Origin of the sequence: Neisseria maigaei, from assembly GCF_958267405.1 — a bacterium.
Lineage (GTDB): Bacteria > Pseudomonadota > Gammaproteobacteria > Burkholderiales > Neisseriaceae > Neisseria > Neisseria bergeri.
The window spans coordinates 1-18,867 of sequence record NZ_CATQFT010000037.1; the positions used below are offsets into that span (position 1 = coordinate 1).

Annotated in this window: 15 protein-coding genes and 1 tRNA gene; all 16 read left to right on the plus strand. The window is 47.4% G+C overall.

All coding sequences use genetic code 11. The annotated features are described in order from the left end of the window. Nucleotides 1–267 (plus strand): EF-Tu C-terminal domain-related protein (locus tag Q3O06_RS06400; RefSeq protein ID WP_086435591.1); only part of this gene is annotated, 267 nt, incomplete at its 5' end. A 6-nt stretch (nucleotides 268–273) separates the two neighbouring features. Next, nucleotides 274–349: transfer RNA gene (locus Q3O06_RS06405), tRNA-Trp, on the plus strand. Between the two features lie 114 nt (nucleotides 350–463). Further along, nucleotides 464–742 (plus strand): preprotein translocase subunit SecE, encoded by a 279-nt coding sequence (gene secE / locus Q3O06_RS06410; protein ID WP_301818155.1) that lies wholly within the window; start codon nucleotides 464–466, stop codon nucleotides 740–742. 1 nt (nucleotide 743) lies between these two features. Then, nucleotides 744–1,280: a transcription termination/antitermination protein NusG gene (gene nusG, locus Q3O06_RS06415; RefSeq protein ID WP_301818156.1), complete on the plus strand. Its 537-nt coding sequence runs from the start codon at nucleotides 744–746 to the stop codon at nucleotides 1,278–1,280. 100 nt (nucleotides 1,281–1,380) lie between these two features. Then, on the plus strand, nucleotides 1,381–1,815 hold the full coding sequence (gene rplK / locus Q3O06_RS06420; RefSeq protein ID WP_002220151.1) for a 50S ribosomal protein L11: 435 nt from the start codon (nucleotides 1,381–1,383) through the stop codon (nucleotides 1,813–1,815). Beyond that, complete coding sequence (gene rplA / locus Q3O06_RS06425; RefSeq protein ID WP_002228868.1) at nucleotides 1,815–2,510, plus strand: 50S ribosomal protein L1; 696 nt, start codon at nucleotides 1,815–1,817, stop codon at nucleotides 2,508–2,510. The genes rplK and rplA overlap by 1 nt, the downstream gene beginning before the upstream one ends. Before the next feature lie 227 nt (nucleotides 2,511–2,737). After that, nucleotides 2,738–3,238 (plus strand): 50S ribosomal protein L10, encoded by a 501-nt coding sequence (rplJ, locus tag Q3O06_RS06430; RefSeq protein WP_003711143.1) that lies wholly within the window; start codon nucleotides 2,738–2,740, stop codon nucleotides 3,236–3,238. A gap of 57 nt (nucleotides 3,239–3,295) precedes the next feature. Further along, a complete protein-coding gene (gene rplL, locus Q3O06_RS06435; RefSeq protein ID WP_301818157.1) occupies nucleotides 3,296–3,664 on the plus strand; it encodes a 50S ribosomal protein L7/L12 in 369 nt (122 codons plus the stop codon). Between the two features lie 189 nt (nucleotides 3,665–3,853). Beyond that, nucleotides 3,854–8,032, plus strand: a complete 4,179-nt coding sequence (gene rpoB / locus Q3O06_RS06440) for a DNA-directed RNA polymerase subunit beta (protein ID WP_301818158.1) — start codon at nucleotides 3,854–3,856, stop codon at nucleotides 8,030–8,032. A gap of 151 nt (nucleotides 8,033–8,183) precedes the next feature. Then, nucleotides 8,184–12,359 (plus strand): DNA-directed RNA polymerase subunit beta', encoded by a 4,176-nt coding sequence (gene rpoC, locus Q3O06_RS06445; RefSeq protein ID WP_301818159.1) that lies wholly within the window; start codon nucleotides 8,184–8,186, stop codon nucleotides 12,357–12,359. Nucleotides 12,360–12,640: 281 nt separating this feature from the next. Continuing rightward, nucleotides 12,641–13,702 carry a factor H binding protein domain-containing protein gene (locus tag Q3O06_RS06450; RefSeq protein ID WP_301818160.1) on the plus strand — a complete coding sequence of 354 codons (1,062 nt, stop codon included), beginning with the start codon at nucleotides 12,641–12,643 and terminating at the stop codon, nucleotides 13,700–13,702. Nucleotides 13,703–13,965: 263 nt separating this feature from the next. Continuing rightward, nucleotides 13,966–15,402 (plus strand): surface lipoprotein assembly modifier, encoded by a 1,437-nt coding sequence (locus Q3O06_RS06455; protein ID WP_301818161.1) that lies wholly within the window; start codon nucleotides 13,966–13,968, stop codon nucleotides 15,400–15,402. 178 nt (nucleotides 15,403–15,580) lie between these two features. Beyond that, entirely contained in the window at nucleotides 15,581–15,952 is a 372-nt protein-coding gene (gene rpsL, locus Q3O06_RS06460; protein WP_002218431.1) for a 30S ribosomal protein S12, read from the plus strand. Nucleotides 15,953–16,069: 117 nt separating this feature from the next. After that, nucleotides 16,070–16,540, plus strand: a complete 471-nt coding sequence (gene rpsG / locus Q3O06_RS06465; protein ID WP_002240962.1) for a 30S ribosomal protein S7 — start codon at nucleotides 16,070–16,072, stop codon at nucleotides 16,538–16,540. A gap of 18 nt (nucleotides 16,541–16,558) precedes the next feature. Next, nucleotides 16,559–18,664 (plus strand): elongation factor G, encoded by a 2,106-nt coding sequence (gene fusA, locus Q3O06_RS06470; RefSeq protein ID WP_301818162.1) that lies wholly within the window; start codon nucleotides 16,559–16,561, stop codon nucleotides 18,662–18,664. A gap of 87 nt (nucleotides 18,665–18,751) precedes the next feature. After that, a partial coding sequence (locus tag Q3O06_RS06475) for a GTP-binding protein (RefSeq protein ID WP_301817998.1) occupies nucleotides 18,752–18,867 on the plus strand: 116 nt, incomplete at its 3' end.

Sequence of the window (18,867 nt, forward strand, 5' to 3'; positions counted from 1 at the left end):
GCAGAAGTATACGTACTGAGTAAAGAAGAGGGCGGCCGCCATACTCCGTTCTTCGCCAACTACCGTCCCCAATTCTACTTCCGTACCACCGACGTAACTGGTGCAGTTACTTTGGAAGAAGGTGTGGAAATGGTAATGCCGGGTGAAAACGTAACCATCACCGTAGAACTGATTGCGCCTATCGCTATGGAAGAAGGCCTGCGCTTTGCGATTCGCGAAGGCGGCCGTACCGTGGGTGCCGGCGTGGTTTCTTCTGTTATTGCTTAAGTTTAGAGGCCAATAGCTCAATTGGTAGAGTATCGGTCTCCAAAACCGAGGGTTGGGGGTTCGAGACCCTCTTGGCCTGCCAAATAAAAAATTAACCGGCCTTGTGCCGGTTAATTTTTTTGTATTTGTTATTTAGTAAACTCTCTTGCCATTTGCATGGATTGAGAATAGACAGATGCTATGATGGATAAATAATATGACAGAACATACGCCTGAAAAAAAGAACGTTAAAGTGGATCAACTGGTTGTTCAGGATAGAGAATCTGCATCTAATTCTGGTAAGGAAGGTTTTTTTGCATATTTCTCAAATTCTTGGTCCGAATTCAAAAAGGTGGTTTGGCCTAAGCGTGAAGATGCTGTCAGAATGACTGTATTTGTTATAGTGTTTGTTGCTGTGCTTTCTATATTTATCTATGCGGCAGATACAGCAATTTCGTGGTTATTTTTTGATGTATTGCTGAGAAGGGAAGGTTGAGATGTCGAAAAAATGGTATGTTGTACAGGCGTATTCGGGGTTTGAGAAGAATGTCCAACGAACATTGGAAGAGCGAATTGCCCGTGAGGAGATGGGAGATTATTTCGGACAAATTCTGGTGCCTGTAGAGAAAGTTGTTGATATCCGCAATGGTCGTAAGACTATTAGTGAAAGAAAGTCATATCCTGGTTATGTGCTAGTTGAGATGGAAATGACAGATGACTCTTGGCATCTTGTAAAAAGCACTCCCCGTGTTTCGGGTTTTATTGGGGGGAGGGCTAATAGACCCACGCCGATTAGTCAGAGAGAGGCTGAAATTATTTTACAGCAGGTTCAGACCGGCATAGAGAAGCCGAAACCAAAAGTTGAATTTGAGGTCGGTCAACAGGTTCGTGTAAATGAAGGGCCGTTTGCGGATTTTAACGGGGTGGTTGAGGAGGTCAATTATGAACGGAATAAGTTACGCGTGTCTGTTCAGATATTTGGTAGAGAAACACCCGTTGAGCTGGAGTTCAGCCAGGTTGAAAAGATTAACTGATTTTTATACTTGAAAAAAAAGCAATAAGAGGATAGAATCAAAAATTAACTTGGGGAGCGGAAATGGTTCCGCGTCTTACCCGTTTTTAGGAGTCCGTTAAGTGGCAAAGAAAATTATCGGCTATATTAAACTGCAAATTCCTGCAGGTAAAGCCAATCCATCCCCCCCAGTTGGTCCTGCTTTGGGTCAACGTGGTTTGAATATCATGGAATTCTGTAAAGCATTTAATGCTGCAACCCAAGGTATGGAGCCTGGCTTGCCGATTCCGGTTGTGATTACTGCATTTGCAGATAAATCATTCACATTTGTGATGAAAACCCCGCCGGCTTCTATCTTGTTGAAAAAAGCTGCTGGTCTGCAAAAAGGTAGTTCTAATCCTTTGACTAACAAAGTGGGTAAATTGACCCGTGCTCAGTTGGAAGAAATTGCTAAAACTAAAGAGCCTGATTTGACTGCTGCTGACTTGGATGCGGCTGTTCGTACTATAGCAGGTTCTGCTCGTTCAATGGGCTTGGATGTGGAGGGTGTTGTATAATGGCTAAAGTATCTAAACGCTTGAAAGCTCTTCGCTCTTCTGTTGAAGCTAACAAACTGTACGCAATCGACGAAGCAATTGCCTTGGTTAAAAAAGCTGCTACCGCTAAATTTGACGAGTCTGTTGACGTATCTTTCAACTTGGGCGTTGATCCTCGCAAATCTGACCAAGTTATCCGTGGTTCAGTCGTTCTGCCTAAAGGTACTGGTAAAACAACCCGTGTGGCTGTATTTACTCAAGGTGCAAATGCAGAAGCTGCTAAAGAAGCTGGTGCAGATATCGTCGGTTTCGAAGATTTGGCTGCTGAAATCAAAGCAGGCAATCTGAACTTTGATGTTGTTATTGCTTCTCCTGATGCAATGCGCATCGTTGGTCAGTTGGGTACCATCTTAGGTCCGCGTGGTTTGATGCCGAACCCTAAAGTGGGTACTGTTACTCCTAATGTGGCCGAAGCAGTAAAAAATGCAAAAGCAGGTCAAGTGCAGTACCGTACCGACAAAGCTGGTATCGTTCATGCAACGATTGGTCGTGCTTCGTTCGCTGAAGCTGATTTGAAAGAGAACTTTGATGCGTTGCTGGATGCTATCGTTAAAGCCAAGCCTGCTGCCGCTAAAGGTCAGTATTTGAAAAAAGTTGCTGTGTCCAGCACCATGGGTTTGGGTATTCGCGTTGATACATCAAGCGTAAATAACTAATCTAAGAAATTTTCAAGCAACTCTATTTTTGAGTTGCTTGAATTTGGGCTACTTAAAATTAAGTAGATGTCCAAGACCGTAGGGATCGTAAGATTTAATCGTAACTGCCCTACGCAGACGGTAGTCCTGAAACACATTGCAAGATTGCTTGTAAGATGTCTTTTTAGGTTACCGCGCTGGTGGGATATCGTTTTGGTATCCTGTTTATAAACAGTGGGAGGTAGACCTTGAGTCTCAATATTGAAACCAAGAAAGTGGCGGTCGAGGAAATTAGCGCGGCAATTGCTAACGCTCAAACCCTCGTAGTCGCTGAATATCGCGGTATCAGTGTTTCCAGTATGACTGAGCTTCGTGCGAATGCACGTAAAGAAGGCGTTTATTTGCGCGTTCTGAAAAATACTTTGGCTCGTCGTGCAGTGAAAGGTACTTCATTTGCAGAATTGGCTGATCAAATGGTTGGTCCGTTGGTTTACGCTGCTTCTGAAGATGCTGTTGCTGCTGCTAAAGTGTTGCACCAATTCGCGAAAAAAGATGACAAAATTGTCGTTAAAGCCGGTTCTTACAATGGCGAAGTAATGAATGCTGCTCAGGTTGCTGAGTTGGCTTCTATTCCGAGCCGCGAAGAGCTGTTGTCCAAACTGTTGTTTGTTATGCAAGCTCCTGTATCGGGCTTTGCGCGCGGTTTGGCTGCTTTGGCAGAGAAAAAAGCCGGCGAAGAAGCCGCTTAATCGATTTTGTTTCTGTTAATCAATTATTTTTTAATACAATATTTGGAGTAAAATAGCATGGCTATTACTAAAGAAGACATTTTGGAAGCAGTTGGTTCTTTGACCGTAATGGAACTGAATGACCTGGTTAAAGCTTTTGAAGAAAAATTCGGTGTTTCTGCTGCTGCAGTTGCTGTTACAGGTTCTGTTGGTCCTGCTGCCGCTGCTGAAGAAAAAACCGAATTTGATGTCGTTTTGGCTTCTGCCGGTGATCAAAAAGTTGGCGTGATTAAAGTTGTCCGCGCTATCACTGGTCTGGGTCTGAAAGAAGCTAAAGACATCGTTGACGGTGCACCTAAAACTCTGAAAGAAGGTGTTTCTAAAGCTGAAGCTGAAGACATCCAAAAACAACTGGAAGAAGCCGGCGCTAAAGTCGAAATCAAATAATTTGATGCTTCCTATGAAGGCTGGCAGTTTTCTGCCAGCCTTATTTTGCTTCTTAAAATAAGCATCAGGCATTGTTTACATTTATTTGCATAGTCTTTATAAAATCATTGCAAATAAATGTAAATATCAGGTTGATGCATGCCGCTGTTTCAGGTGGCCTATTATTTAAAATTGCTTTTCGGAGTGTATATGAGCTATTCGTTTACCGAGAAAAAACGTATCCGTAAGAGTTTTGCAAAGCGAGAGAATGTCTTAGATGTTCCTTTCCTGCTGGCAACCCAAATTGATTCTTATGCGAAGTTTTTGCAGCTGGAAAATGCTTTTGACAAACGTACCGATGACGGTCTGCAGGCGGCATTTAATTCTATTTTCCCGATTGTGAGCCATAACGGTTATGCGCGATTGGAGTTTGTGCATTACACATTGGGCGAGCCTTTGTTCGATATTCCTGAATGTCAATTGCGCGGAATCACTTATGCTGCCCCCCTGCGCGCGCGTATCCGTTTGGTGATTTTAGACAAGGAAGCGTCTAAACCGACGGTAAAAGAAGTTCGTGAAAACGAAGTATATATGGGCGAAATTCCGTTGATGACCCCGAGCGGTTCTTTTGTGATTAACGGCACAGAGCGTGTGATTGTTTCCCAGTTGCACCGTTCGCCCGGCGTGTTCTTCGAGCATGACAAAGGTAAGACACACTCTTCCGGCAAATTGTTATTCTCCGCCCGCATCATTCCCTACCGTGGTTCATGGTTGGATTTTGAATTTGATCCGAAAGATTTGCTGTATTTCCGTATCGACCGTCGCCGTAAAATGCCGGTTACGATTTTGTTGAAAGCTTTGGGCTACAACAATGAACAAATCTTGGATATTTTCTACGACAAAGAAACTTTCTATTTGTCTTCAAACGGTGTTCAGACTGATCTGGTTGCAGGCCGTCTGAAAGGTGAAACTGCCAAAGTTGATATCTTGGATAAAGAAGGCAATGTACTGGTCGCCAAAGGTAAACGCATTACTGCGAAAAATATCCGTGATATTACCAATGCAGGTTTGACTCGTCTGGATGTAGAACCAGAAAGCCTGTTGGGTAAAGCATTGGCTGCTGACCTGATTGATCCGGAAACCGGCGAAGTATTGGCTTCTGCTAACGATGAAATTACAGAAGAACTGTTGGCCAAACTTGATATCCATGGTGTAAAAGAAATTACGACCCTTTATATCAATGAATTGGATCAAGGTGGTTACATCTCCAGCACTCTGCGTACAGACGAAACTGCTGATCAGCAAGCTGCACGCGTAGCGATTTACCGCATGATGCGTCCTGGCGAACCGCCTACCGAAGAAGCTGTTGAGCAGCTCTTTAACCGCTTGTTCTTCAGTGAAGACAGTTATGATTTGTCTCGCGTAGGCCGTATGAAATTTAATACGCGTACATACGAGCAAAAATTGTCTGAAGCACAACAAAATTCTTGGTATGGCCGTTTGCTGAACGAAACTTTGGCCGGTGCTGCTGAAAAAGGCGGTTACGTTCTGAGCGTTGAAGACATCGTTGCTTCCATTGCTACATTGGTTGAACTGCGTAACGGTCATGGCGAAGTAGACGATATTGACCACTTGGGCAACCGTCGCGTTCGTTCCGTAGGCGAGTTGACAGAAAACCAATTCCGCAGTGGTTTGGCTCGTGTAGAACGTGCAGTTAAAGAGCGTTTGAACCAAGCAGAATCTGAGAACTTGATGCCGCATGACTTGATCAATGCGAAACCCGTTTCTGCCGCCATCAAAGAATTCTTCGGCTCCAGCCAATTGAGTCAGTTTATGGATCAGACCAACCCCTTGTCTGAAGTAACCCATAAACGCCGTGTATCCGCATTGGGTCCGGGCGGTTTGACCCGCGAACGTGCAGGCTTTGAGGTACGGGACGTGCATCCGACCCACTACGGCCGCGTATGTCCGATTGAAACGCCTGAAGGTCCGAACATCGGTTTGATCAACTCATTGTCCGTTTATGCGCGCACCAATGATTACGGTTTCTTGGAAACGCCTTACCGCCGCGTTATCGACGGCAAAGTAACCGAGGAAATCGATTACTTGTCTGCCATCGAAGAAGGCCGCTATGTGATTGCACAGGCGAATGCCGATTTGGATTCAGACGGCAATCTGATTGGCGATTTGGTTACCTGTCGTGAAAAAGGCGAAACCATTATGGCAACGCCCGACCGCGTCCAATATATGGACGTGGCAACCGGCCAGGTGGTATCCGTTGCGGCATCCCTGATTCCGTTCTTGGAACACGATGACGCGAACCGCGCATTGATGGGTGCGAATATGCAACGTCAGGCAGTGCCTTGCCTGCGTCCTGAAAAACCGATGGTCGGTACCGGTATCGAGCGTTCCGTTGCCGTTGACTCTGCTACTGCAATCGTTGCCCGACGAGGCGGCGTGGTCGAGTATGTCGATGCCAACCGCGTTGTGATCCGTGTCCATGACGACGAAGCGACTGCCGGCGAAGTGGGTGTCGATATTTACAACCTGGTCAAATTCACCCGTTCCAACCAATCTACCAACATCAACCAACGTCCGGCCGTCAAAGCCGGAGATGTGTTGCAACGCGGCGATTTGGTGGCCGACGGCGCGTCCACCGATTTGGGCGAATTGGCTTTGGGTCAGAATATGACCATCGCCTTCATGCCGTGGAACGGTTACAACTACGAAGACTCGATTCTGATTTCCGAAAAAGTGGCTGCGGACGACCGCTATACTTCGATTCACATTGAGGAATTGAATGTCGTTGCCCGCGATACCAAGCTGGGTGCGGAAGATATTACCCGCGATATTCCGAACTTGTCCGAGCGTATGCAAAACCGTTTGGACGAATCAGGTATCGTTTACATCGGTGCGGAAGTCGAAGCAGGCGATGTGTTGGTAGGTAAAGTAACGCCTAAAGGCGAAACCCAACTGACTCCGGAAGAAAAACTGTTGCGCGCCATCTTCGGCGAAAAAGCGTCTGACGTAAAAGATACTTCATTGCGTATGCCTACCGGTATGAGCGGTACGGTTATCGACGTTCAAGTCTTTACCCGCGAAGGCATCCAACGCGACAAACGCGCCCAATCCATTATCGATTCCGAGTTGAAACGCTACCGTTTGGATTTGAACGACCAATTGCGTATTTTCGACAACGACGCATTCGACCGTATCGAACGTATGATTGTTGGTCAAAAAGCCAATGGTGGTCCGATGAAGCTGGCTAAAGGCAGTGAAATCACTACCGAATATTTGGCAAGCCTGTCCAGCAAACATGATTGGTTTGACATCCGGCTGGCTGACGAAGACTTGGCCAAACAGTTGGAACTGATTAAATTGAGCCTGCAACAAAAACGCGAAGAAGCGGATGAGTTGTATGAGATCAAGAAGAAAAAACTGACCCAAGGCGACGAATTGCAACCGGGCGTACAAAAAATGGTGAAAGTATTTATCGCCATCAAACGCCGTCTGCAAGCCGGTGACAAAATGGCGGGTCGCCACGGTAATAAAGGTGTGGTATCTCGCATTCTGCCTGTGGAAGACATGCCGTACATGGCGGACGGTCGTCCTGTGGACATCGTACTGAACCCGTTGGGCGTACCTTCCCGTATGAACATCGGTCAGATTTTGGAAGTTCACTTGGGTTGGGCAGCAAAAGGTATCGGCGAGCGTATCGACCGTATGCTGAAAGAGCAACGCAAAGCCAGCGAGCTGCGTGAATTCTTGAACAAACTCTACAACGGCAGCGGTAAGAAAGAAGATTTAGACAGCCTGACAGATGAAGAAATCATCGAATTGGCTTCTAACTTGCGTAAAGGCGCATCTTTCGCGTCCCCAGTGTTTGACGGTGCGAAAGAATCTGAAATTCGCGAAATGTTGAACTTGGCTTATCCAAGTGACGATCCAGAAGTTAAAAAATTAGGCTTTAACGACAGCAAAACCCAAATCACGTTGTATGACGGACGCTCTGGCGAGCCATTTGACCGCAAGGTTACAGTCGGTGTGATGCACTATCTGAAACTGCACCACTTGGTTGACGAAAAAATGCACGCCCGTTCTACCGGCCCGTACAGTCTGGTTACCCAGCAGCCTCTGGGCGGTAAAGCCCAATTCGGCGGCCAACGTTTCGGTGAGATGGAGGTTTGGGCATTGGAAGCATACGGTGCGGCATACACGTTGCAAGAGATGCTGACCGTGAAGTCTGACGACGTGAATGGCCGTACCAAAATGTACGAAAACATCGTCAAAGGCGAACACAAAATCGATGCCGGTATGCCCGAGTCCTTCAACGTATTGGTCAAAGAGATTCGCTCACTGGGCTTGGATATTGATTTGGAACGTTACTGATACGGGTTTCAGACGGCATAAGGGGAGCTGTTCTGCAGGTATGCGGGGCAGCCGACAATGTTTAAAAACGAAATGCCGTCTGAAAACGCTGTGCCGATACCCATATCGAAAATCCGCCACGCGGTAAAAATACTTCCTTTAAGGAGCAGAAATGAATTTGTTGAACTTATTTAATCCGTTGCAAACCGCCGGCATGGAAGAAGAGTTTGATGCCATCAAAATCGGTATTGCCTCTCCCGAAACCATCCGCTCATGGTCTTACGGCGAAGTTAAAAAGCCTGAAACCATCAACTACCGTACGTTCAAACCCGAGCGTGACGGTCTGTTCTGCGCCAAAATCTTTGGTCCGGTCAAAGACTACGAGTGCTTGTGCGGAAAATATAAACGCTTGAAATTTAAAGGTGTAACCTGTGAAAAATGCGGCGTGGAAGTGACTTTGTCCAAAGTGCGCCGCGAACGCATGGGCCATATTGAATTGGCCGCGCCCGTCGCACACATTTGGTTCTTGAAATCCCTGCCTTCCCGCCTGGGTATGGTGTTGGACATGACTTTGCGCGACATTGAACGCGTATTGTACTTTGAAGCATTTGTGGTAACCGACCCCGGTATGACTCCGCTGCAACGCCGCCAATTGCTGACTGAAGACGATTACTACAACAAGCTGGACGAATACGGCGACGATTTCGATGCCAAAATGGGTGCGGAAGGTATCCGCGAATTGCTGCGTACCTTGAATGTAGCGGGCGAAATCGAAATCCTGCGCCAAGAGTTGGAATCGACCGGTTCCGACACCAAAATCAAAAAAATTGCCAAACGCTTGAAAGTATTGGAAGCCTTCCATCGTTCCGGTATGAAGCTGGAGTGGATGATTATGGACGTGCTGCCGGTATTGCCGCCCGATTTGCGTCCTCTGGTTCCATTGGACGGCGGTCGTTTTGCCACTTCCGATTTGAACGATTTATACCGTCGCGTCATCAATCGTAACAACCGTCTGAAACGCCTGCTGGAACTGCACGCGCCCGACATCATCGTCCGCAACGAAAAACGTATGTTGCAAGAAGCGGTCGACTCGCTGTTGGATAACGGCCGTCGCGGTAAGGCTATGACCGGTGCCAACAAACGTCCGCTGAAATCATTGGCTGACATGATTAAAGGTAAGGGCGGTCGTTTCCGTCAAAACCTGCTGGGTAAACGTGTGGACTACTCCGGTCGTTCCGTGATTACCGTAGGTCCATACCTGCGTCTGCACCAATGCGGTTTGCCGAAAAAAATGGCTTTGGAACTGTTCAAACCGTTCATTTTCCATAAACTGGAAAAACAAGGTCTGGCCTCTACCGTTAAAGCAGCGAAAAAATTGGTAGAACAAGAAGTACCGGAAGTATGGGACATCTTAGAAGAAGTCATCCGAGAACATCCGATTATGCTGAACCGTGCGCCGACCCTGCACCGTTTGGGTATTCAAGCGTTTGAACCTATCTTGATCGAAGGTAAAGCCATTCAGTTGCACCCATTGGTGTGTGCCGCATTTAACGCCGACTTTGACGGTGACCAAATGGCTGTACACGTTCCATTGAGCTTGGAAGCACAAATGGAGGCACGCACGCTGATGCTGGCTTCAAACAACGTATTGTCTCCAGCCAACGGCGAACCGATTATCGTACCTTCTCAAGATATCGTATTGGGTCTGTACTACATGACCCGCGACCGTATCAATGCCAAAGGCGAAGGCAGCCTGTTTGCCGATGTGAAAGAAGTGCATCGCGCATACCATACCAAACAGGTTGAGCTGGGTACGAAAATCACCGTACGTCTGCGCGAATGGGTGAAAAACGAAGCAGGTGAGTTTGAGCCTGTCGTTAACCGTTATGAAACAACCGTCGGCCGTGCATTGTTGAGCGAAATCTTGCCGAAAGGTCTGCCGTTCGAGTACATCAACAAAGCGTTGAAGAAAAAAGAAATTTCCAAGCTGATTAACGCATCGTTCCGCCTATGCGGTTTGCGCGATACGGTTATCTTCGCCGACCACTTGATGTATACCGGTTTCGGATTTGCAGCCAAAGGCGGTATTTCCATTGCTGTTGACGACATGGAGATTCCGAAAGAAAAAGCGGCCTTGTTGGCTGAAGCCAATGCCGAGGTTAAAGAAATCGAAGACCAATACCGTCAAGGTTTGGTAACCAACGGCGAACGCTACAACAAAGTAGTGGATATTTGGGGTCGTGCCGGCGATAAGATCGCTAAAGCGATGATGGACAACCTGTCCAAACAGAAAGTTATCGACCGTGACGGTAACGAAGTCGATCAAGAGTCATTCAACTCCATCTATATGATGGCAGACTCCGGTGCCCGTGGTTCTGCGGCTCAGATTAAACAGTTGTCCGGTATGCGCGGTTTGATGGCTAAACCTGACGGCTCGATTATTGAAACGCCGATTACCTCAAACTTCCGCGAAGGTCTGACCGTATTGCAATACTTTATTGCGACCCACGGTGCGCGTAAGGGTTTGGCGGATACCGCATTGAAAACCGCGAACTCCGGTTACCTGACCCGTCGTCTGGTAGACGTAACTCAAGATTTGGTCGTTGTTGAAGACGATTGCGGTACTTCAGACGGCTTTGTCATGAAGGCAGTGGTACAAGGCGGTGATGTGATTGAAGCATTGCGCGATCGTATTTTGGGTCGTGTTACCGCGTCTGACGTTGTTGATCCGTCAAGTGGCGAAACATTGGTTGAAGCAGGCACGTTGTTGACTGAAAAACTGGTGGATATGATTGACCAATCCGGTGTCGATGAAGTCAAAGTCCGTACACCGATTACTTGTAAAACCCGCCATGGCTTGTGTGCGCACTGTTATGGTCGCGACTTGGCACGCGGCAAATTGGTCAATGCCGGTGAAGCAGTCGGCGTCATTGCGGCTCAGTCTATCGGTGAGCCGGGTACTCAGTTGACCATGCGTACGTTCCACATCGGTGGTGCGGCATCCCGTGCGGCGGCAGCCAGCCAAGTGGAAGCTAAATCCAACGGTACGGCACGATTCAGCAGCCAAATGCGTTATGTTGCCAACAACAAAGGCGAATTGGTTGTCATCGGCCGCTCTTGCGAAGTCGTGATTCATGATGACATCGGCCGTGAACGCGAACGCCACAAAGTACCTTACGGTGCTATCCTGCTGGTACAAGACGGTATGGCCATTAAAGCCGGTCAAACCTTGGCAACTTGGGATCCGCATACCCGTCCGATGATTACCGAACACGCAGGTATGGTGAAATTCGAGAACGTGGAAGAGGGCGTAACCGTTGCCAAACAAACCGATGATGTAACCGGTTTGTCCACTTTGGTGGTGATTGACGGTAAACGCCGTTCCAGCAGCGCATCCAAACTGCTGCGTCCGACTGTGAAACTCTTGGACGAAAACGGTCTGGAAATCTGCATCCCGGGTACTTCCACTCCGGTATCCATGGCGTTCCCAGTGGGTGCAGTGATTACTGTGCGCGAAGGTCAGGAAATCGGTAAAGGCGACGTATTGGCGCGTATCCCGCAAGCCTCTTCCAAAACCCGCGACATTACCGGCGGTCTGCCGCGCGTTGCCGAGTTGTTTGAAGCACGCGTGCCGAAAGATGCCGGTATGTTGGCAGAAATCACCGGTACCGTTTCTTTCGGCAAAGAGACCAAAGGCAAGCAACGTCTGATTATCACTGACGTGGACGGTGTAGCATACGAAACCCTGATTTCCAAAGAGAAACAGATTTTGGTACACGACGGTCAAGTGGTAAACCGAGGCGAAACCATTGTGGACGGCGCGGTCGATCCGCATGATATTCTGCGTCTGCAAGGTATCGAAGCACTGGCGCGTTATATCGTTCAAGAGGTGCAAGAGGTTTACCGCCTGCAAGGTGTGAAGATTTCCGATAAGCACATCGAAGTCATCATCCGTCAAATGCTGCGCCGTGTGAACATTGCGGATGCCGGCGAAACCGGCTTTATTACCGGCGAGCAGGTCGAACGCGGCGATGTGATGGCGGCCAATGAAAAAGCTTTGGAAGAAGGCAAAGAGCCGGCACGTTACGAAAACGTATTGCTGGGTATTACCAAAGCCTCCCTGTCCACCGACAGCTTCATTTCTGCCGCATCGTTCCAAGAAACGACCCGCGTTCTGACCGAAGCTGCCATCATGGGCAAACAAGACGAGTTGCGCGGTCTGAAAGAGAACGTGATTGTCGGCCGTCTGATTCCTGCCGGTACCGGTTTGACTTACCACCGCAGCCGCCATCAACAATGGCAAGAGGTAGAGCAGGAGACTGCTGAAACCCACGTAACGGATGAATAATCTTCGGCGCGTCCATTCAATAAAAAACCGCAAGCCTTGAGTTTGCGGTTTTTCTTTGTCCGATTAAGGCAAAAACAAGCGTTTTCGTCATTTTGAGGCGTGTGGATATAAGCCCGATAAGCGTTCCATATCTTCGTGCCGCCAAATTATGCATCGAATAGAACGAGTTAAATTCGAAGGTTATTGTGTTAAATATTGCAAAAATGCTTTAAGAATTTTGAGGGGGGGTAGAATTTCCAGACTTAAAGCTTAAGTTTTTTAATAAAGTTTGGGGAGTCTAAATGAAAGTATCTCAATCAGTAATGAATAAACTTGTTATTGCTGCTATTGCCTCTATGGGGCTAACAGCGTGCGCGGGTGGCGGTTCCGGTTCATCTATGTCGGTTCAACCAAGCGTTTCGGAACAACTGAAAGACAATGCAAATGTTGATACGAAAGATGAGAAAGTTATTGAATATCTGGAGAAATCATCATTAAAAGATGTACCAAAAGAATTGCAAGCCAAAGTATTAGAGGTTAAAGGTGATGAATATACAGGAGCGCGAAAACAATATGCAGGTAAGCTCGGTAAGGGTGAATCTGTCAAGGCAATGCTATTTCTAGACGGTGAAGAGCCGTTTAGTAAGGAACAACTTCAGAAGATGGATGTATATGTTAATGGTAAAAAATACGAAGGTAGTAAGGGGGGTGAGCTAGATGTTCTCCCCAAAGGTTTGAGTGAGCAAAAGATTGAGGTTTACGGTGCGGATAAAGAACAGAATTATGCGCTATCAAAAACTTGGGTTTATGAGCAGCCGTATTCCGTGGTTAGAGGCTATTTTGGCTACGCTCGAAAAGACGGTAATCCTACAAGAGAGAATAGACAAAATCCTGAAGAGATTCCATTTGACTTTGCTCTGGGCGACATTAGAGGCGTGGCAACAGATGAAGACAAATTACCCAAGGCTGGGAGCTTTCAATATGAAGGTCGGGCATTTGGCGGTAATGGGGTTTTATCCAAAGAATCGTTAGATAACCATAATGGCGTATTTAGATACACAATTGATTTTGATCTTAGAAAAGGCTCTGGCTCAATTGAAGGAATGGAACAATATGGCAAGATCAAATTAGAAGAAGCTGCTATTGAGAGAATCCCTTATCGAGCGTCCGGCTTCAGCTTGGGGTTGAAAGACCAGGTTTCTTATTTCGGCGTGAACGAAGGGGTGGCTACGTCAGAGAAGGATAAGGAGATTAAAAAGTATCATTTGGGTATTTTCGGCGAAGCGGCTAATGAAGTAGCAGGTGCTGTAAGTCATGAGTATAAATATCAAGCTGTTATCGGTTTCGGCGGCGAGAAGAAATAGAGAAAGCACTATTTCTATTTAGTGCCGTTTGTCCGGGCAAGATGCCGTCTGAAGTTTCAGACGGCATTTTCTTCAAAAAACAGTCCGCCGAATCGAATGCTGCCAAGCGGCAATGCAATACCTCAAAACAGCAATAATTTCTTTCAAAACAGTTGATTCTTACTGAACGTAAATGGCCGTGTAATACGAAAAGAGAAATGGTGTTGCTGGGCATTTTATTTGAATTTGTTATGAAATTGATGAAATCTAAAAATATCTTTTTTATGGGATACCTAATCGCTTCGGCGACGTTTGCCGAGGATATCGGCGTGCCTGTCGAACCGATTAACGTCGGTAGTCGGGCTGCGATGCCGTCTGAAGGGGAAAGCCTCGCCCTCCTGCCGTTTGCAGAGGATGTGCCGCCGATTCGCGATGCAATGCCGTCTGAAGCTCCTAAAAGTGCGACAGGCAGCGATGTTCGAGGCGATCGGATGGGAATGCAGATTAACCGGGCGTTGTTGGCGCGGGACTGGGCGGCACTGAAACGCCTATTGCCCCAATATGCCGAACAACCGCAATATGATACGGTGCTGTACCGTTATGCCCTCGGCGCGTTATACCGCAGCGAGATGCGGCAGGGCGAGGCGGCCGATTTATACCGTGAGTTGTTGTCGGAAAGGCCTGACCTTGTTTATCCCCGTTTTGATTTGGGCGTGATGCTGTTTGAAGACAAACAATATTGTGAGGCATTGGTTCAGTTGCACCGGGTCGAGGAGGCGTTGCCGCCCGATATGCGGCAGCTTGCACGGGAATATATCCGTCAGGCGGAAGCGGTGCAGGTGTGGCATCCTTCGTTCAATATGAATTACGAACAAACAGATAATGTAAACAGTGCTTCCCCTTCACGGAACATCATCCTCAACGGCCGGAAATGGACAAAATCGGAAGACAGCCTGCCCAAACGCGCCAACGGGATAAGGTACGAACTGGGTATTGACCGGGTGTTTAACATTGCAGGCAATCACTTTGCCCGCTTAGGCATCAGCGGTTCCGGTGTGCATTATTGGAATGCCCGGGATTTTAGCGAACAGGCGTTTCATGCCGAAGTAGGCTACCGTTATCAGAATAGCCGTCTAGAGTGGGGATTCCAGCCCTTTGTCGAACAAAACCGGCTGGGCAATAACCGTTATACGGCAAATACGGGTATTGCGTTGGATTACAGCCGCCGTCTGAATGAAAAATGGCGCAGCACCCAATCTCTCCAGTACGGCCGCAAACAATACCATGACGAATATTTGGCAAAACGTTACAACAGTAAAACGATTTCAGTCAGCAGTACGTTCAGCTATTACGCGATGCCGGCTTGGCAGTTGTACGGAGGTATTAGCGGTATGTTTGATAATACTGTGGAGAAAGAGCAGGCTTCACGGCGTTATGGTGTAAGTTTGGGTACGGTGAAAATATTAGACGGCGGTCTTGGACTGAAGTTGGGTGCGGGTTACACGAAACGGATATTTAAAGCCCCTGCAACATTAATTTACAATTTTACTCGGCGCGATGATGAATATCGGATGAGCGCGGCTTTATGGCATAAAAAACTGTCGTGGAAAGGGTTTACACCCCAAATAAATTTCCGTTACAACAAGATCAACAGCAATATGCCCGCCTTTTATTCGCGCAGCGGCAAGGAATGGTTTGTCAGTATAGAAAAAACGTATTGACGGTATTTTCTTCAGTCGTCCGACTGATTGTGAGGGAAGTCGGTAAATATTTATCGGCAAACAAGAAAATCATCTTTCTTCTTGTCGTTATGCTTGACTGTCTGCTTGCAATAAAAATATAATTCCACTCTTGCCGACATGGTGTCGGCAAGTATTTAACTCAACAGGACGAGAAAATATGCCAACTATCAACCAATTGGTACGCAAAGGCCGTCAAAAGCCCGTGTACGTAAACAAAGTGCCTGCACTGGAAGCCTGCCCGCAAAAACGCGGCGTATGCACCCGTGTATACACGACTACCCCTAAAAAACCTAACTCTGCATTGCGTAAAGTATGTAAAGTCCGCCTGACCAACGGTTTTGAAGTCATTTCATACATCGGCGGTGAAGGCCACAACTTGCAAGAGCATAGTGTCGTATTGATTCGCGGCGGTCGTGTAAAAGACTTGCCGGGTGTGCGTTACCACACTGTACGCGGTTCTTTGGATACTGCAGGTGTTAAAGACCGTAAACAAGCCCGTTCCAAATACGGTGCTAAGCGTCCTAAATAATTACAGGGACTCAAATAGGCACGTCGGCCGCCTAAGCTGAACAACGGCCGAGTAAGTGAATACTCAATTGGGTATTCATGGGAATTGACCCAACTGAATAGATTAAAGGAAATTAAAATGCCAAGACGTAGAGAAGTCCCTAAGCGCGACGTACTGCCAGATCCTAAATTCGGCAGCGTTGAGCTGACTAAATTCATGAACGTATTGATGATTGACGGTAAAAAATCTGTTGCAGAACGTATCGTTTACGGTGCTCTGGAACAAATTGAGAAAAAAACCGGCAAAGTAGCAATCGAAGTATTTAACGAAGCCATTGCAAACGCCAAACCTATCGTGGAAGTGAAAAGCCGCCGTGTAGGTGGTGCAAACTACCAAGTTCCTGTTGAAGTTCGTCCTTCACGTCGTCTGGCTTTGGCAATGCGCTGGGTTCGCGACGCGGCCCGCAAACGTGGTGAGAAATCTATGGACCTGCGCTTGGCAGGTGAATTGATTGATGCGGCTGAAGGTCGTGGTGGTGCGTTGAAAAAACGTGAAGAAGTACACCGTATGGCTGAAGCCAACAAAGCATTCTCTCACTTCCGTTTCTAATTTTGAAAGGCTAATAAAATGGCTCGTAAGACCCCGATCAGCCTGTACCGTAACATCGGTATTTCCGCCCATATTGACGCGGGTAAAACCACGACGACAGAACGTATTTTGTTCTATACCGGTTTGACCCACAAGCTGGGCGAAGTGCATGACGGTGCGGCTACTACCGACTACATGGAACAAGAGCAAGAGCGCGGTATTACCATTACCTCCGCTGCCGTTACTTCCTACTGGTCCGGTATGGCGAAACAATTCCCCGAGCACCGTTTCAACATCATCGACACCCCGGGACACGTTGACTTTACCGTAGAGGTAGAGCGTTCTATGCGTGTATTGGACGGCGCGGTAATGGTTTACTGCGCGGTGGGCGGTGTTCAACCCCAATCTGAAACCGTATGGCGGCAAGCCAACAAATACCAAGTTCCGCGCTTGGCGTTTGTGAATAAAATGGACCGCCAAGGTGCCAACTTCTTCCGTGTTGTCGAGCAAATGAAAACCCGTTTGCGCGCAAACCCTGTACCTATCGTCATTCCGGTAGGCGCGGAAGACAGTTTCACCGGTGTGGTTGATCTGCTGAAAATGAAATCCATCATTTGGAATGAAGCCGATAAAGGTACAACCTTTACCTATGGCGATATTCCTGCCGAATTGGTCAAAACTGCCGAAGAATGGCGTCAAAATATGATTGAAGCCGCAGCCGAAGCCAGCGAAGAATTGATGGACAAATACTTGGGCGGTGATGAGCTGACTGAAGAAGAAATCGTAGGCGCATTGCGTCAACGTACTTTGGCCGGCGAAATTCAACCAATGTTGTGTGGTTCAGCATTTAAAAACAAAGGTGTTCAACGTATGTTGGACGCAGTTGTAGAATTGCTGCCTGCTCCTACCGACATTCCTCCAGTTCAAGGTGTTAACCCTAACACTGAAGAAGCTGACAGCCGCCAAGCAAGCGATGAAGAGAAATTCTCTGCATTGGCGTTCAAAATGTTGAACGATAAATACGTTGGTCAGCTGACTTTCATCCGCGTTTACTCTGGCGTGGTGAAATCCGGTGATACCGTATTGAACTCTGTAAAAGGTACTCGCGAACGTATCGGTCGCTTGGTACAAATGACTGCTGCAGACCGTACTGAAATTGAAGAAGTACGCGCTGGCGACATCGCAGCCGCTATCGGTCTGAAAGACGTTACCACTGGTGAAACCTTGTGTGCAGAAAGCGCACCGATCATCTTGGAACGCATGGAATTCCCTGAGCCGGTAATTCATATTGCCGTTGAGCCGAAAACCAAAGCCGACCAAGAGAAAATGGGTATTGCCCTGAACCGTCTGGCAAAAGAAGACCCTTCTTTCCGTGTTCGTACAGACGAAGAATCCGGTCAAACTATTATTTCCGGTATGGGTGAGCTGCACTTGGAAATTATTGTTGACCGTATGAAACGCGAATTCGGTGTGGAAGCAAACATCGGTGCGCCTCAAGTGGCTTACCGCGAAACCATCCGCAAAGCCGTTAAAGCTGAATACAAACATGCAAAACAATCCGGTGGTAAAGGTCAATACGGTCACGTTGTGATTGAAATGGAACCTATGGAACCGGGTGGTGAAGGTTACGAGTTTATCGATGAAATTAAAGGTGGTGTGATTCCTCGTGAATTTATTCCGTCTGTCGATAAAGGTATCCGCGATACGTTGCCTAACGGTATCGTTGCCGGCTATCCTGTAGTTGACGTACGTATCCGTCTGGTATTCGGTTCTTACCATGATGTCGACTCTTCCCAATTGGCATTTGAATTGGCTGCTTCTCAAGCGTTTAAAGAAGGTATGCGTCAAGCATCTCCTGCCCTGCTTGAGCCAATCATGGCAGTTGAAGTGGAAACCCCGGAAGAATACATGGGCGACGTAATGGGCGATTTGAACCGCCGTCGCGGTGTTGTATTGGGTATGGATGATGACGGTATCGGCGGTAAAAAAGTCCGTGCCGAAGTACCTCTGGCAGAAATGTTCGGTTACTCGACCGACCTGCGTTCTGCAACCCAAGGCCGCGCTACTTACTCTATGGAGTTCAAGAAATATTCTGAAGCTCCTGCCCACATAGCTGCTGCTGTAACTGAAGCCCGTAAAGGCTAATCAGGCAAATAGGCCGTCTGAAAGGCTGAAATAATTTTTCAGACGGCATTGTTCTTTAATCGATCTTTAATGTAAAGGAATTAGCTCATGGCTAAGGAAAAATTCGAACGTAGCAAACCGCACGTAAACGTTGGCACCATCGGTCACGTTGACCATGGTAAAACCACCCTGACTGCCGCTTTGACTACTATTTTGGCTAAAAA

Bases quoted from the DNA above. Each gene is read 5' to 3' on its own strand.
- secE (WP_301818155.1), top strand. From the start codon at position 464: ATGACAGAACATACGCCTGAAAAAAAGAACGTTAAAGTGGATCAACTG.
- Q3O06_RS06455 (WP_301818161.1), top strand. From the start codon at position 13,966: ATGGGATACCTAATCGCTTCGGCGACGTTTGCCGAGGATATCGGCGTG.
- Q3O06_RS06450 (WP_301818160.1), top strand. From the start codon at position 12,641: ATGAAAGTATCTCAATCAGTAATGAATAAACTTGTTATTGCTGCTATT.
- rpoB (WP_301818158.1), top strand. From the start codon at position 3,854: ATGAGCTATTCGTTTACCGAGAAAAAACGTATCCGTAAGAGTTTTGCA.
- nusG (WP_301818156.1), top strand. From the start codon at position 744: ATGTCGAAAAAATGGTATGTTGTACAGGCGTATTCGGGGTTTGAGAAG.
- rplL (WP_301818157.1), top strand. From the start codon at position 3,296: ATGGCTATTACTAAAGAAGACATTTTGGAAGCAGTTGGTTCTTTGACC.
- fusA (WP_301818162.1), top strand. From the start codon at position 16,559: ATGGCTCGTAAGACCCCGATCAGCCTGTACCGTAACATCGGTATTTCC.
- rpsL (WP_002218431.1), top strand. From the start codon at position 15,581: ATGCCAACTATCAACCAATTGGTACGCAAAGGCCGTCAAAAGCCCGTG.
- rplA (WP_002228868.1), top strand. From the start codon at position 1,815: ATGGCTAAAGTATCTAAACGCTTGAAAGCTCTTCGCTCTTCTGTTGAA.
- rpoC (WP_301818159.1), top strand. From the start codon at position 8,184: ATGAATTTGTTGAACTTATTTAATCCGTTGCAAACCGCCGGCATGGAA.
- rpsG (WP_002240962.1), top strand. From the start codon at position 16,070: ATGCCAAGACGTAGAGAAGTCCCTAAGCGCGACGTACTGCCAGATCCT.